The following is a 13,298-nucleotide window of genomic DNA, read 5'->3' as shown; positions in this document are numbered from 1 at the left end:
CTCGGATGTGAGCGGCTCGACTGTTCCCCCCAACGTGTCGAGTCGCCGACGGCCCCGGTCCTCACGGACCGGGGCCGTTGCTCTGTGCCGGCCGTTGCTGTGTGCCGGGTGGCGCTGTGTGCCGGAGCGGTCAGGCGTCGCGCAGCGTCGTCGCGAAGGTCCGGACGGCGTCGTCGAAGCGCTCCGGGTCCTCGTTCCACTCGAGCGTGTGCGGCGCCGTCGCGAAGCTGACCACCGTCGCGCCGCGCTGGACGGCGGCGGACACGTCGGTCGCCGCCACGAACGGGTCCGCCGTGGACCGCAGCAGGAGGGTCCGCGTGCCGGATGCCTGCCAGGTCGCGGTCCGGACCGGTTCCGCAGCACCCGCGAGCCGCGAGAGGACCGGTGTCGTCGCGATCCGTGCGGCGACGCTCCCGACGAACCGGGGTAGTCGGACGGCGCTCACGGCACCGCGGAGGGCGGACCGGACGTCGAGCAGTGGCGCGATGCCGACCAGACCGTCGACGGGTGTGCGTGACGCGGCGATCGAGCACGCCAGGGCACCCGCCGACCAACCCTGCAGGACGACGCGCTCGGCGCCGCGGGCGCGGGCGGAACGGACCCGGTCGACGATGCGTTCCGCAGCGCCTGGGTCGAGGGAGCGGAGCGGCAGGTCGGTGGTGTCGACGATCTCCGACGATGCCTCGAGGGCGTCCCAGACCGGGATGCCGCGGAGGACCTGCCGCGGGCCGAGCGACTGGCCGTGCACGTGGACGACGTGCGTGCGCGAGACGGTGGTGTCGGGGCCGGTGGCCGGGCCGGGGAGGACCTCGGCGACGACGTCGTGCATGAGCGCGTCCCACGTCCAGTCGCCGGCCTCGGGTGCGGGGCCGTCGAGGAGCTGCCGACGCACGGTGTCGCCGTCGCCGTCGCCGTCGCTCTCGCCGAGGACCGCGCCGACACGGACCGAGGTGCTGCCACGGGTGATCCGGTAGGTGCCGGGGAGCCGGGTGTCGCGGGTCGCTGCGAACTCGACCTCCGTCGACGACGAGGACCGGACCGTCGCGGTCGCGGTGTAGGGCGTGGGGAAGAGCAGCCGGCGGGCGACCAGGGCGCCGAGGCCGAACGTCCCCGCGGCGCCGATCGCGGTCCCGATCGCGGTGGTGCGTCCTGTGGCGGTCATCTCGCTCCTGACGGGTCGGGTTCGGTGGTGGAGGGCGCGGCGAGCCCGGCCTCGCGGGCGCGGTCCTCGATCTCGAGCTCCAGGCGGTGCAGACGGCTCCGCCACTCTCGACGCTGCCACACGTTGGTGAAGTACAGCCCTCGGTTCCCCGACGCCGACTCGAGTCGGTGCAGGTCGGGTTCGAGCGTGCGGAACCGCCGGCGGGCAGCGCGCCACTCGCGGAACTCACGGACGGCGTCGGGCAGCACTCCGCCTGCAGCGCCGAGGGCCAGCAGGACCATCGAGGTCAGGAAGACCGGCGCGTAGACGACCGACAGCGCGCCGACGACCGTGGACGCACCGAGCACGTGGGCGGCGTCCATCGCGACGGCGATCGCGGCGAGCAGCACCATCGCCGCGGCCCCGACGACGAAGAGCCAGTACATCCGACCCATCTGCTCGCCGCGCCGGAACGCACCGAGCACGGCGACGGCCGACCGCGCGATGACGATCGCGATGAAGGACATCTCCACCGCGGAGTAGAGGGCGGTCGGGAGCTGGTCGCCGTACACGACCATGAACTGCGCCGTCGGGCGCGGGGCGTCGATCAGCGAGAACAGCACCACCAGGGTGACGAGCACCGCGACGCACGCGACGATCCGACCCGGTCGCAGCAGCCGGGCCGTGCGTGCAGCGGCCTCGACCGACTGCGCGAGCGCGAACATCCCGCAGACCATCAAGCAGCGCCCGACGACGTCCGCGACGTTCGGCACGCCGGTGGCCCGCGCGAGCACCCCGAGCACGTCGGGCTGGTTGATCGAGAGGCCGACCGCGACGAACGCGCAGCACACCGTGAGCCACGTCACGCTCGCGGACTGGGTGCGGACGAGCCCCAGCCGCACGAGGAGCACCACGAGGATGCCCCAGACCGGCAACGACCCCCAGACGTGCAGGGTCACCGGAAGATCCCGGGCGTGCGCTCGCCGGGGTCGAGCAGACCGATGTGGAGGGCCAGCTGGTCGGCGACGAGCTCCACCGTCTGCTCGTGCGGGGTGTCGAGCGACCGGGTGAACGCCGTCCGTCCGGTGAGCAGCCCCGTGTACGCCTCGTGGTCGCAGCCGTGGTCGGCGAGGAACACGTGCGCGAGCTCGTGGAGCACGGATGCCGTACGCGACCGCTCGGACAGGCCGGAGCGAGTCTCCAGCAGCGCGCGGTCGCGACGTTGGATGAGCCGTGCGGACAGGTCGCCGGGGAGGTCCGACGTGCGCACCTCGATCGGCTTGCCGAGCGTCGCCTCCGCCCGTGCGACGAGCTCCGCCAGGGTCAGGCGTCGGGGGAGCCCGAGCCGCTGCACCCGCCGACGGGCGTCCGCCTGCCGCCGCAGGGCTGCAGCGCGCTCGCGGACGGTGCTCACGACGTGCTCCCCGGACCGTCGAGCGCCCGCAGGTGTTCGGTGAACTCGCGGATCTCGTCGGCCGAGGCGAACTCCCCGAGCCGGCGAGTGGCGAACGCGAGGACCTCGCGCTTGCGGAGCTCCAGGACGAGTTCGAGCTGCGCCTGAACCCGCGCCGGGACGTCGGTGCTGCCCGCGGCGTCGGTGAGGTAGGCCGCCGGGACGCCGAAGAACGCGGCGAGGGCCTCGAGCAGACGCTGGTCACGGACAGCCGGGCCGTTCCCGCCGAGCATGTAGCCCCAGCGCGGACGGCTCATCGACGCGCCCTGCGCCTCGATCTCCGCCGCGATCTCCTTGTAGGACGGACGCTGCCCCGAGTTCGCCTCGACGACGTCCATCAGGAGCTGCAGCTTCCGCGACAACTCGCGTCGGTGTGCGTCGTCGTCCGTGTACTCGATCACGGCTCCCCTTCCCGCGCTTGTCTCAGACATGGTAAAACGGTGTCCGAGGGATCGACCGTTCGTTCTACCCTGGCACGTCCGGCCGGTCCTGTCAGGTCGGCATTTCGTGGGGGGATGCCGAGGTGACCGCACGACGGACGGGAGGCACGGTGCCAGCTGGCACCGTGCCTCCCGTCCGGATCGTGGTCGCTTTGCGATCCGTTGGCCGCGTTGCGACCCGTTGGTCGCGTTGCGACCCGTTGGTCCCGTTCCGGCTCAGGCGGGGACGTCGCCGCGCCAGCCGGGCTCCGTCGGAGCCGCCTCGACGCGCTCCTTGAAGTTCTGCAGGTCCTTCTTCACGGCGTGGCCACCGACGCCGACCGCCGAGCCGAGCTTCTCGAGGAGGCCCGACGGCTGCCAGTCGATCTGCGCCGTGACGCGGGTCGTCGTGTCGGAGAGCTTGTGGAACGTCACCGCGCCGGCGTGGTCGGTGTCGCCGTCCTTGACGGTCCACGCGACGCGCTCGTCCGGGTGCTGCTCGGTGATGACGGCGCGGAAGTCGCGCTCCTGACCGGCGACCTCCACGGTCCAGTCGGTGGTGGTGTCGTCGACCTGGACGATCTTCTTCACCTCGTCGAGGAACTCCGGGAACTCCTCGAAGCGGGTCCACTGGTCGTAGGCCTGGCGGACGGGGACGTCCACGTCGACGGTCTCGATGATCTGGGGCATGGTGCTCCTTCGTCGTGTTCGGTCTCGATTGCCCGTGCGACGGTAGGCGTGGCGGTCTGGGTGCGCGTCCGGGGTCCGCGTCCCCCGGTCGCACGCTCGCATTCGGGCGCTCGCGTTCGGGCGCTTGTGTTCGGGCGCTCGGGCGCTCGCGCTCGGGCGCTCGCGCTATCGTGAGGTCGATGAGCGAACACGGCCGGCACGCCTTCCACGAACGCGACGAGCACGGGATCCTCGTGCGACCGGCCGTCGCCTCCGACGTCCCGCACATCCAGCGCCTCATCGCGCCGTACGTCGACCGCCGCATCCTGCTCGGCAAGGAGAACGTCGCCCTCTACGGCTCGATCCAGCAGTTCCGCATCGCCGAGGGGCCCGACGGCGTCCCGATCGGCTGCGGCGCCCTCGCCGTCTTCTGGGACGACATCGCCGAGGTGCGGACCCTGGCCCTCGACGCCGACTGGATCCACAAGCGCGTCGGGCACCGCATGCTCGAGGGACTGGAGCACGACGCCCGCGAACTCGGCATCGCCCGCATCTTCTGCCTGACGTTCGAGGTCGACTTCTTCGCCAAGCACGGGTACCTCGAGATCGGCGAGAGCGTGGTGTCCCCGGACGTCTACGCCGAGCTCGTGCGGTCCTCGGACGAGGGCGTCGCCGAGTTCCTCGACCTCGCCCGGGTGAAGCCGAACACGCTCGGCAACACCCGCATGCTGAAGATCCTCTGACGCGTCGCGCGGCATCCCGGCGTGCCGCTGGTCCCGCCCTACCCTGTGCGCATGTCGTCGTTCCGTCACCCCGTCGGACCCGAGCGTCCCAGCGTGTACTGGCGCCGTCGAGCCATCGCGCTCGGAGCGGTCCTCGTCGTCGTGATCGTCGTCGTGCTGATCGTCGTCGGCCGGGGCAACGGTGCCACTCCCGCGGCGGCGCCGTCGGCGTCCGCGGGGACGTCCGGTTCGTCGTCGTCCTCGTCGGCACCTGCGGCGTCGTCATCGAAGGCGTCACCGCCTCCGTCGCCCTCCGCGTCCGCCGCTGCCGACGGTGCCGCGTGCACGAAGGACCAGATCGAGCTGACGCCCGTCGTCGACAAGACCGCCTACGGTCCCACCGAGGACCCGAAGATCGCGATGTCGATCACGAACACCGGGTCGAACTCGTGCCACATGGACCTCGGATCTGCGCAGCAGGTGCTCACCATCAGCTCCGGTGAGGAGCAGTACTGGTCGTCGAAGGACTGCCAGACGAACGGCACGGATCAGGACGTCACGATCAAGGCGGGGCAGAAGCTCACCACCCCCTCGATCGCCTGGGACCGCACGCGGTCGTCGGCGGCGACGTGCGATGCCTCGCGGCCGTCGGTCACCGGAGGGGGAGCGAGCTACCACCTGTCGGTCGCGGTGGGGAACATCGAGTCGGCGAAGTCGGTGCAGTTCATCCTGCAGTGACGCTCGGCCGTCCCGCAGCGCGGTGAGCCGAGGGCTCGTCCTGGTGCGGATCGCCCATGAAGAACGGGCCCGTCGTCCGGAGACGACGGGCCCGTTCAGGGTGTTTCGGTGATCAGCCGATGACCGAGATGTTCTCGGCCTGCGGGCCCTTGCGGCCCTCGGTGATCTCGAACTCCACCTTCTGGTTCTCCTCGAGCGACTTGTAGCCGTTGCCAGCGATCGCGGAGAAGTGGGCGAAGACGTCAGCGCTGCCGTCGTCCGGCGCGATGAAGCCGAAGCCCTTTTCGTTGTTGAACCACTTGACGGTCCCAGTTGCCATGATGGCGTTTCCTTACTTTCTTGCGGGGCGACAATTTCTGCCGCTGATCCGCCGACGGTCGTCGTCGGATCGATGCGCCCCGCGGGCATGGGCCGGCGGAACGGGTTCGGGGCCAGGCGACCTGGGAAGGTCAGTGACCGATGGCGCTCGAGGTGCGCTGAGCACCGGAAGAACGATGGACTCCCGCCGGAGCGGTTGGTACCAACTTACAGGCAACGGGCGACAACGGAAGAGCCGAGGTCGCAATCGGACTCATGAATCTGGTGGACTAGGGGTGATGGCAGACAAGGAACAGCGCTTCCGGAGCGAGCAGCTCGAGGAGGCCCTCGCGAAGCAGGACGTCGCCGCGGTGGCGTTCGCGCTCCGGAACGACATCGTGATCGTCCCCCGACTCGTCACCGGCAAGAAGGACATGCAGGTGCGGGTCTTCGGCCGTGAGGGCTCGGACAAGCGCATCCTGCTGCTCTTCTCGTCCGCCGACGCGTACACCGCGATGGTGCCCAACGAGAAGATCCGGCAGGTCATGGTCTACGACGGGCCACGGCTCGAGGAGTTCCTCGCCGAGCACCTCGACTCGCTCGAGGGCGTGTTCTTCGACATCGCCGGCCCGAACACGATGCAGTCGACCCCGGAGGACCTGCTCGCCGCGTTGCGCGCGTAGCGGCTCGCCTCGGGCGCGGAGGTCCCGTTCCCGGGGCGGTCGCTTCTCCGCGGTCGCGCTTCTGGGTCGTCACGCTTTCGGGCAGCGGCGGGTCACGATGAGCGGTCGCCGGTCAGAACGCGCGGTCGAGTTCGCGCGCCGACTTCGTCATCGAGAACGCCACCCGCAACGCTTCGCGCAGGTGCTCCGCACCCGAGCCGAGCACCGTCGTGAAGCCGAGCCGCGAGGCCTCGCTCGCGCGCTGCTTGGCACCGGTCGCCGGGCGGATCTCGCCCGCGAGGCTGATCTCCCCGATCGCCGCCAACGTGTGTGGGTACGGGCGGTCTCGCGCCGCACTTGCGAGAGCCAGTGCGATCGCCAGGTCGGCACCCGGCTCGGTCAGCTTCATGCCGCCGACGGTGGACACGTAGACGTCGGCGTCAGACAGCTTCAACCCTGCACGCCGTTCGAGCACCGCGAGCAGCATCGCCACGCGGGAGGCGTCCACACCGTTCACCACCCGGCGCGGTTGCGGTGCGGAACTCGGGACGACGAGCGCCTGCACCTCGACCGGCAGCGCGCGACGGCCCTCGAGCGCCACGGTCACGCACGTGCCGGAGACCGGCGCACCGTTGCGGGACATGAAGAGCCCGCTCGGGTCGGGGACCTCGTGGATGCCGTCGCCGCCCATGTCGAAGCAGCCGACCTCGTCCGTCGGTCCGAAGCGGTTCTTCAGTGCGCGCACGAACCGGAGCGCGGTCTGGCGGTCGCCCTCGAAGTGGCAGACGACGTCCACGAGGTGCTCGAGCAACCGCGGGCCGGCGATCGTGCCGTCCTTCGTGACGTGGCCGACGATGAGGACCGGGAGCGCGCGGTCCTTCGCGACCCGGATGAGCGTGGAGGCGACCTCGCGCACCTGCGAGGTCCCGCCCGCGATGCCGTCGATCGTGCTCGACGAGATCGTCTGGACGGAGTCGGCGATGAGCAGGTCCGGCTGCACCTGGTCGATCTGGCCGAGGATGACGCCGAGGTCGACCTCGCTCGCGAGGTAGAGGTCGTCGTGCATCGCCCCGGTGCGCTCAGCACGGAGACGGACCTGGTCGACCGATTCTTCGGCACTGACGTAGAGGACGCGCTTGCCCGACACTGCCGCGCGCGAAGCGACCTCGAGCAGCAGGGTGGACTTGCCGACACCAGGCTCGCCGGACAGCAGGACGGCGGCTCCGGGGACGACCCCGCCGCCGAGTACCCGGTCGAACTCACCGATACCGGTCTGCCAACGCTGCACCGACGTGCCACGGGCTTCGGTGATCGGGCGGGCGATCCGGGCTCCGGCGACGGCGACCGCTGCGGTGCCGCGGGAACTGGCGGACGCGGCCGATGTGTCCTCGACCGTGCCCCACGACTGGCACTCGCCGCACCGGCCGACCCACTTGATGCTGGTCCAGCCGCACTCGGTGCAACGGAAGAGGGACTGCGGGCGTGCCATGACGGTCAGGCTAGGCCGAGCCGCCGACATCACCCGTGCGACGCTCGGCGTGCTCGGGCAGCGGGATCGATCCGGTCATCCGACGCCGCAGGCGGTCGACCCGACCCGGGCGGTCGGCATGGTCGAGCGCACCGGCGTCGTCGGTGTCCCGCTCCGCGCGCGCCGCCGCGACCGCACCCGCGCCCGAACCCAGCTCCTCGGCCTCGCGAGCGGACAGGTACTGCCGGATCGCCGCCACCGTGTCGACCCGGGCATCGACCGCCGGCTCGAACGCGCTCGCCCAGATCTCGTACCCGCGGTCGTTCGGGTGGAAGAGGTCGCCGTAGCTGTTGAAGAACGTCCGACGGAGCCCGACGCGCTTCGTGATGACGTGCAGCGGAGCGACCGTCAGCCCCAGCTCGTCGGCGACGCGGTGCACGATCTCGTTCGCAACCGCGACCTTGCGCTCCCGGTCCGGTACGAACATGCACGGCAGCTCGGCCACGATCGCGTGCGACGGTACTGCGCCGTAGATCGCCCGGATGTTGCGCTCGAACTTGTCCGGGTCGAAGTCGGCGATGTCGTTCGCCCCGATGGACACCGTGCAGATGTCGGGCGTGTACCCGCGGAGCTTCGGCAGCTGGTCCTGCTTCGCCGCCCAGGTCGTGGCCCCGGACACGCTGAGGTTCACCACGCGGACCGTCATCCGCGAGCGGTGCCGGATCCGCCGTGCGAGTAGTCCGACGTAGCCGCGGTTCGGGACCGTCGCTCCGACCCCCTGTGCCGCGGAGTCGCCGATCGCGAGGTAGGTCAGCTGCCCGTCGTGCTGCAGGTGCTCGCGCCACCACTGGGCGTTCACGGGGAGCATGTCGACCACCCGCTGCGAGGCAGCCCGTTGCCCGCGGATCCCGGCCCGGGCGCCGAACAGCCCGGCACCGACGACCGTCAGTCCGCCGAGGATCGACGAGAGCAGGGCGAAGATGGTGCGTGACTTCATGCGGTGGACGGTACGCGGGGCCGTTCGACCGTTCTCGGTGCGAGGGCTGAACGGTGGACGAGCGCACCCGATCAGCCACCTGTGGAGGGCTGGCCGACCTGCCGGTGGTGCGACGGGCCTCCCGGATCGTGTAAACTCTTTCCCGGTACCGTGTCCGAGCGGCCGAAGGATCATGTCTCGAAAACATGTGTGGGGGCAACTCCACCGTGGGTTCAAATCCCACCGGTACCGCCACGGGGTTGATTGCAGGTCTGGTCTCCAGCATTTGCAGGTCTGACCCAACAGAAGAGCCCCCGGCTTCGGCCGGGGGCTCTTCTGGTTCTCGGGGGCTGATCGGGGCTCGGTTTCGGCGCTCTCGGACGGATCTGCGGCTGCTTGTGCGCTCGGTGCGTTGTCGCCAGTTCGTTTTCGGGCGCGCCGAAGCACCCCGGCTGCTTCCACCCTGTTTTCGGGCGTGACGGAGCGTCGGGGTGTGTGGGTGTGTTGTTTGGTCCTGCCGGCGTTGCCGGTGCGGGTCAGCCCGCTACGCGGGCACGGGTGGTAGCTCTAACGGTTCCCACGGCACCAGTTTCCGAGGTGGCGGGTTCCGCATGTACCGGGTCTCGCGGTTGCGGTCGCGGGCGCGCTCGAGGTACTCGCCGGGCTGCTTTCGCGGCTGCGGTGCGCGGCCTGCTGCGGCTCGACGTTCCAGTTCGTAGACGTCGTGTTCGTACTGGATGATGCGTCGCATGTTCGATGCGACGGCGAAGAGGGCGAGGGCGAACTGCTGCGCGGCGAGGCCGTGCATGGGCCGAGCCATCGTGTTCTCGAGATTGTGGTCCTTCTGCAGCAGGTCGTTGGAGGACTCGCTGCTGTTTCGGTCGGCCCGGTACGTGTCGAACCATTCCTTGCTGCCGTAGCGGAGCTTCTGCCGCTGCTGCACATGCGTCGTCGGCTTCACCGATACCGACTTCTGGCAGCAGACCTTATAGTCCTTCTGCCGGTCAGTGATGTTCGACGGCTGGATGCGAGCACGGTCCGCTTCCTCGTCGGGCACCGCACCCTTCATCAGCTCGCGGAGCGGGCACGACGCTGTCGGCGACGGCCCCGATGCAGGGCAGGAGAGGCGGAGCGTGCCATTGGGCTTCTGCTCGTGCAGGATGAGTTCGTACTTCTCGAGCTTCTTCCGCTTGGCCCAGTACTCCTCGTTGGTGAGTTTGCCCTGCTCCCAGTTCTTCGTGGATTCGAGCAGGTCTAGTGGTGTCGAGGGGCAGTAGTAGCGGCCTTCAACCATGATGGAGTTGCCGATGGCGCCGTTGGTGATGCCCTTCTGCCGGTCGACGTAGTCCTTCACCACAGGGATGCCACGAGCGACGAGCTGCTCGTGGAACTCGTCTTTGAGTTGCGAGTAGCCGCGGTCGAAGCTCAACCGTGTCAGTTCGTAGCCGCGTGCTTGCAGCGAGTCGAGGAGCGAGATGGCGTGACCGCCGATGCGCTTGTTCGGGGTTCCGAGGCTGATGGCACGGATGAGTTGCGGTGCGTAGAGCTTCTTGTCGGCGTTGGGGTCCTCGAGGACGTCGATGATGATGTTCGCCATGTAACCCAGCTCCCACTTGAAGCGGGAGATACGTTCCTCTTCGTCGGCGTTGCGCTTCTTCGCACCCTTCTTCTTCGTCACCCAATCGGCCTCCATCGCCCGGACGCGACGGGCCTCCGGCTCGTTGGTCGTCGGGTCGAGAGCGTTTTTCTGCGGAATCTCCTTGCCGGTCTTCGGGTCCCGCTTCCATCGGGCCATGACCGCTCCGGCTTTCACGCCGCTCTGGTCGATGGTCATCGCGGTCTTCCGCCGTCGATACTTCCGAGCCTGCTGCTGGAGCGACATCTCCACGAGCGCGTTCATGAACCATTCGGCGCGGGCGTTCAGTTCCGCGACGAACTCCTGGTCGACGGCGGCTTCCCACGCGATGCGGTCCTCGTACGTCATCGCCTTCCACTGGTTCCGTTCCGCGCCGTCGTTGGTGATGTACGGGTCGAACGTGGCGATGACGCGGTGGATGGCGCGGTGGGCGAGGAAGTACCAGTTGGTGAACGGGTTGTCGTAGAGGTGGCCGATGCCGAGCACCTCTCGGGCCTCAGGGGTGAGCCGGTGCTGCAGCGCCCGCGCCATGTCCTGCACGCGGACCGACGAGTGCTCGATGACGAGGATGAGCGCGATGGTGAGGATGACCGCGTCATTGATGGCTGGTGCCGGGCCGCCGTTTCGCTTCCCGGCGCGTTCACGGTTCCGGCGCCGCCACACACCGAGGGGTGGCAGGACCTGAGACTGGACGACACGGTCGAGCCATGCCTGCGCCAGGTCGCCGTCGATGGGAGTCATCGGGCCGGGACCCGCCTTCACCTCAGCCTCGGTGAGTCCGCCCTCTCCGACTGTGCGGAGCACGTCGAACGTCGTGGCGACAGTGTTGTCCCACGTGTTCGCCAAGCCGGTCATCGCTTCCCGCCCCGCGCAGACCGGCGCGCTTCTGCGAGGAGCCCTTCCCGGATGGCGGCGAACATCAGGTCACTCGCGTCGAAGGTGCTCTCAGCGGTGGCTTCCTCCGCCCGCGCCGGGCGCTGCGCGATTCCGGGTGGCAGGGCCTCGTACCGAGACGTCTTTCGCGAGCGCTTGGGCGACCAGTCGCCTTCGAGAGCTTCGATGCGCCGAGGCTCGCGCCCCGCCTTATGTACGGGCCGGCCTCCGTGGCCTTCCGGCGGTTCCGTCGAAGCGGCACGCTCGAACGGTGCCGCCGGGGTGCCGACGGGAATCGCAGTGCTGTCAGCTGTCAATGGCTGCTCGCCACGCCTGAACGGAACCGCAAGGGTCCCGGCTGGGACGGCGGTGCTGTCCGACGTGAGCGCCTGTTCGTGGGTGTCGACTCTCCTGGGTCGCCGCGCGTACTTGCCGTGGTCCGGGTCACGCGGGCGGCGTCGACCTTGCGGACGAGGCGGGTAAGTCGTGCTGTCCGACTCGGCCGCGTCATCCACGGCGGAGCCCATGGGCGCGCGGTTTGGCTTCACGGCACTCGATGTAGCCTCGACGCGAGCTCTCTCGTGCACGGCACGCCAGCTGGGTCCGTCGGACGCGATGATGTCGTCGCTGGTGGTGTTCACGACTGGTCTGTATGCGGCGGGATTGCGGACAGCCCCGTGCCACTGGTCGAAGTTGAGGTGGGCAGCGTCGAAGTAGCGTCGGAAGCGGATGACGTCCGATGTGCCGACTGCTTGCATGACGATGCTGAGCGGGAGCGTGCGAACGAGCTGGAGCAGCCAGGTGTCGCGGAGCCATTGTGGGTTCGGCGCCGGGTGTGGGCCGCGGTAGAGCGTTCGGAGCGTCGTTTCGCGTCCTCGCGGTGTCTGCCCGGGGAAGAGGACATGTTCGCCGTCGATGAAGTGGGTGCTGGGCTCGTCGAGGTAGCGCTCCCAGTCGGCGTGGACCGGGATGACTCGGGCACGGCGGCCGACTACTCGTACGGTGTGCCCATCAGCGCTGTGGTGGATGTCGGCGCCGCGCACCCCGAGTGCCTCGGTCATGGCGAGGCCGGCGCCGCCCATGAGTGCGAGCGTGATGTACGCGTACCGTCGCCGTTCTGGTGTGTTCTGGGTCGCAGCCCAGCCTTCGAGTTCCGCGAGTTCGGTAGCCGTGTACTCGTGCACTGGCACGAAGGTGGTGTCCCGCTTTGTCTTGTGGTGCTCGATGCTGGTGACGGCGCTGGCAACTCGGAAGAGCCGGGAGCGGAGAGTCTTGAACGAGCCGCTCTTCTTGTCGCTGACGCGGCTGCGGAGGTATCTGCCCATCAATGAGGGGTGGAAAATGGCGCCGTAGCTGAGCGGCGCGTGCTCCTGATTGGTTGCCCAGAGGACGAAGAGGGTGACCGTGGAGAGCATCTCCGCAGCGACTTTCGCGTTCGCGGGTCCGTAGGTGAGAACGGCTTGGCGGCAGAACTCCTTCACTCGGTTCCAGTCCGCGGGCAGGACGTTGACGGGTCGGTACTTCAACAGTGCCTCCCGAATCTGCAGCGAGTTGTGCTGATTGTTATCATCAGAGTGTGCTACGACGATGGCGGCTTCGGAAGGGGTTGGCTTGGGATTCATCACGCCTCGGCTATGCGCGGCCAGACCGATCAGCTGCGATCTGAGATCCCACTGCTGCGGCTCAAGAGGACTTTTCCCTGGTCAGCGGGCATCTCATGAGGTAGCGTGCCCAGCTTTTGGATGCCGCTTTCGGGCGTGTCGCTCGGGGTCGCTGTCACGGGTATCGCCCTTTCGAAGTGCTGAAGGCACAACGCGGAGGAGGCGCTGAGGAGCGCAATGCGATGAAACACACGTCGTTGCGTGCGTCGGCGGCACCGACACGTGGCGATCTTGTGGCTCATCCGCGCATACCTATCCCGCGGCAGCGCTCGGCTGCGGCAGGAAGGGCACCAGTCATGCACGAGAAGAAGATGTTTGAAGAGCAGCAGCCCAGCCGGCTGTACACGCACCGCGACGGGACAGTCCGGGCAACGATCATGGATGACCTCGACCTTGTCTTTGACCGCGGCGTCGTCACGATCAACGGGCCGATCGGCGGTCAGGTGCAGTTCGACCTCGACGACGCCGCGGATCTTGCCGCGGTGCTTGCTGAGATCGCAGCCCTTCGCGGGCCCACGTATCGGGGGTCGAGGGAGGAGAGTGAGTAGCCGCGCCGGAGGCGGCTTCGCCGCATACGGGCGGG

Annotated in this window: 14 protein-coding genes and 1 tRNA gene; 5 read left to right on the top strand and 10 right to left on the bottom strand. The window is 68.9% G+C overall.

The window, feature by feature from the left end; translation table 11 throughout:
* Positions 1-130: 130 nt before the first annotated feature.
* The 5 genes from QPJ90_RS04170 to QPJ90_RS04150 all read right to left on the bottom strand — a co-directional run bounded on the left by QPJ90_RS04170 (position 131) and on the right by QPJ90_RS04150 (position 3,703).
* Entirely contained in the window at positions 131-1,162 is a 1,032-nt protein-coding gene (locus QPJ90_RS04170; RefSeq protein ID WP_290133217.1) for a hypothetical protein, read from the bottom strand.
* A complete protein-coding gene (locus tag QPJ90_RS04165) occupies positions 1,159-2,100 on the bottom strand; it encodes a hypothetical protein (protein WP_290133216.1) in 942 nt (313 codons plus the stop codon). The genes QPJ90_RS04170 and QPJ90_RS04165 overlap by 4 nt, the downstream gene beginning before the upstream one ends.
* On the bottom strand, positions 2,097-2,555 hold the full coding sequence (locus tag QPJ90_RS04160) for a hypothetical protein (RefSeq protein ID WP_290133215.1): 459 nt from the start codon (positions 2,553-2,555) through the stop codon (positions 2,097-2,099). The genes QPJ90_RS04165 and QPJ90_RS04160 overlap by 4 nt, the downstream gene beginning before the upstream one ends.
* Positions 2,552-3,025, bottom strand: coding sequence for a hypothetical protein (locus QPJ90_RS04155; RefSeq protein WP_290133214.1), 474 nt, complete (start codon positions 3,023-3,025; stop codon positions 2,552-2,554). The genes QPJ90_RS04160 and QPJ90_RS04155 overlap by 4 nt, the downstream gene beginning before the upstream one ends.
* Positions 3,026-3,250: 225 nt before the next feature.
* Positions 3,251-3,703 carry an SRPBCC family protein gene (locus QPJ90_RS04150; RefSeq protein ID WP_290133213.1) on the bottom strand — a complete coding sequence of 151 codons (453 nt, stop codon included), beginning with the start codon at positions 3,701-3,703 and terminating at the stop codon, positions 3,251-3,253.
* 179 nt (positions 3,704-3,882) lie between these two features.
* Between QPJ90_RS04150 and QPJ90_RS04145 the strand changes: the two genes are divergently transcribed.
* Entirely contained in the window at positions 3,883-4,425 is a 543-nt protein-coding gene (locus tag QPJ90_RS04145; protein ID WP_290133212.1) for an amino-acid N-acetyltransferase, read from the top strand.
* Positions 4,426-4,476: 51 nt separating this feature from the next.
* Positions 4,477-5,142, top strand: coding sequence for a hypothetical protein (locus QPJ90_RS04140; RefSeq protein ID WP_290133211.1), 666 nt, complete (start codon positions 4,477-4,479; stop codon positions 5,140-5,142).
* A gap of 112 nt (positions 5,143-5,254) precedes the next feature.
* On the opposite strand, the gene QPJ90_RS04135 is transcribed toward QPJ90_RS04140, so the two are convergent.
* On the bottom strand, positions 5,255-5,461 hold the full coding sequence (locus QPJ90_RS04135; RefSeq protein WP_022904520.1) for a cold-shock protein: 207 nt from the start codon (positions 5,459-5,461) through the stop codon (positions 5,255-5,257).
* 277 nt (positions 5,462-5,738) lie between these two features.
* Here QPJ90_RS04135 and QPJ90_RS04130 point away from each other — a divergent pair, with 277 nt between their 5' ends.
* The gene (locus tag QPJ90_RS04130) at positions 5,739-6,122 is read left to right on the top strand and encodes an SseB family protein (RefSeq protein WP_290133210.1); all 384 of its coding nucleotides are present in this window, start codon (positions 5,739-5,741) and stop codon (positions 6,120-6,122) included.
* Between the two features lie 112 nt (positions 6,123-6,234).
* Here QPJ90_RS04130 and radA read toward each other — a convergent pair whose 3' ends face one another.
* A complete protein-coding gene (gene radA, locus QPJ90_RS04125; RefSeq protein WP_290133209.1) occupies positions 6,235-7,590 on the bottom strand; it encodes a DNA repair protein RadA in 1,356 nt (451 codons plus the stop codon).
* 10 nt (positions 7,591-7,600) lie between these two features.
* Positions 7,601-8,566 carry an SGNH/GDSL hydrolase family protein gene (locus QPJ90_RS04120; protein ID WP_290133208.1) on the bottom strand — a complete coding sequence of 322 codons (966 nt, stop codon included), beginning with the start codon at positions 8,564-8,566 and terminating at the stop codon, positions 7,601-7,603.
* A 144-nt stretch (positions 8,567-8,710) separates the two neighbouring features.
* Between QPJ90_RS04120 and QPJ90_RS04115 the strand changes: the two genes are divergently transcribed.
* Positions 8,711-8,800: transfer RNA gene (locus QPJ90_RS04115), tRNA-Ser, on the top strand.
* Positions 8,801-9,089: 289 nt separating this feature from the next.
* On the opposite strand, the gene QPJ90_RS04110 is transcribed toward QPJ90_RS04115, so the two are convergent.
* Positions 9,090-10,922, bottom strand: coding sequence for a hypothetical protein (locus QPJ90_RS04110; protein WP_290133207.1), 1,833 nt, complete (start codon positions 10,920-10,922; stop codon positions 9,090-9,092).
* 110 nt (positions 10,923-11,032) lie between these two features.
* Positions 11,033-12,679, bottom strand: a complete 1,647-nt coding sequence (locus QPJ90_RS04105; RefSeq protein WP_290133206.1) for a hypothetical protein — start codon at positions 12,677-12,679, stop codon at positions 11,033-11,035.
* A gap of 332 nt (positions 12,680-13,011) precedes the next feature.
* Here QPJ90_RS04105 and QPJ90_RS04100 point away from each other — a divergent pair, with 332 nt between their 5' ends.
* On the top strand, positions 13,012-13,263 hold the full coding sequence (locus tag QPJ90_RS04100) for a hypothetical protein (RefSeq protein ID WP_290133205.1): 252 nt from the start codon (positions 13,012-13,014) through the stop codon (positions 13,261-13,263).
* Positions 13,264-13,298: the final 35 nt, after the last annotated feature.

Source organism: Curtobacterium sp. 458, from assembly GCF_030406605.1.
Lineage (GTDB): Bacteria > Actinomycetota > Actinomycetes > Actinomycetales > Microbacteriaceae > Curtobacterium.
The sequence above is the reverse complement of the archived record's forward strand: the minus strand, read 5'-3'. Positions and strand labels throughout refer to the sequence as shown.